This window comes from Candidatus Pelagibacter communis, assembly GCF_001179925.1.
Taxonomy (GTDB): Bacteria; Pseudomonadota; Alphaproteobacteria; order Pelagibacterales; family Pelagibacteraceae; genus Pelagibacter; species Pelagibacter ubique_E.
On the sequence record NZ_CVSF01000045.1, the window covers coordinates 1 to 772 of the forward strand.

Genomic DNA, 772 nt, shown 5'->3' on the forward strand with positions numbered 1-772 from the left:
AATTACGAAAAATTTGTATCAGATCCAAAAAAAACTTATTCAATAATTGAAAAAAAATTAGATATTAAACCATCAACCGAAGTAAATAAATTTATTGATGAGACAATCAAAATCAATAATAATTTTATTAGTAAGAAATTCCCAACCAAAGAAGTTAAAAGAATTTATGATAATCTAAATGAATTATGTATTAATTAATGAATCAAGAAAATAAAAAAAGAATCTGGAAAGTTATTCAAGAAGCTGGTGATTATTTGGATGGACAATTGCCAAATCATCCTAATCATCCCAAAGGACGTAATCCATACGCTCACATTGCGATATGTGTCAAAAATAAATTCAGAGCTAGTTATAAGGATGTGCCAGATGAAAAATATGACGAAGTTTTGAAATATATTGATTTTTTAAAACAAAATCCAAGCTAATAACCTATTGTTTAGGAAAATAATCTTTTAATGTGCCTTCTCTATATACATCAGCGGTACAGCAGTGAACACCTCCTCCAAAAGCATAAGCATCTCTAAGATCGACTGGAACTACTTCCATTCCCAGTTTATCTAACTGTTCTGCTTGATAAACCTCACTTTTTTCTACACAAACTGTTTTTGGATCTAACACTAATACATTCATTGATAACCAAACAGATGAATAACATAACGGTGGAGGTTCATTATGTGCTGGTTGTGCACTATCTAAGATTTCCCATCCATTATCCTCAAATAATTTTCTTTGTATTTTTGGCAGTCTTCTTTGTGGATTATTAATTATTAAT

At 29.4% G+C, this 772-nt stretch carries 2 protein-coding genes and 1 pseudogene; 2 read left to right on the top strand and 1 reads right to left on the bottom strand.

The features are described 5' to 3' along the window. Together AMN70_RS05670 and AMN70_RS03125 are read left to right on the top strand one after the other, a co-directional pair. Positions 1-198 (top strand): hypothetical protein (locus tag AMN70_RS05670; protein ID WP_179850378.1); only part of this gene is annotated, 198 nt, incomplete at its 5' end. Beyond that, positions 198-425, top strand: a complete 228-nt coding sequence (locus AMN70_RS03125) for a hypothetical protein (RefSeq protein ID WP_075501694.1) — start codon at positions 198-200, stop codon at positions 423-425. The genes AMN70_RS05670 and AMN70_RS03125, both read left to right, overlap by 1 nt. Positions 426-429: 4 nt before the next feature. Here the strand turns inward: AMN70_RS03125 and AMN70_RS03130 are convergent. Then, a pseudogene (locus tag AMN70_RS03130) lies at positions 430-772 on the bottom strand (serine/threonine protein kinase); the annotation flags it as partial.

Excerpts from the sequence above, each read along its gene's own strand:
- AMN70_RS03125 (WP_075501694.1), top strand. The coding sequence starts at position 198 with ATGAATCAAGAAAATAAAAAAAGAATCTGGAAAGTTATTCAAGAAGCT.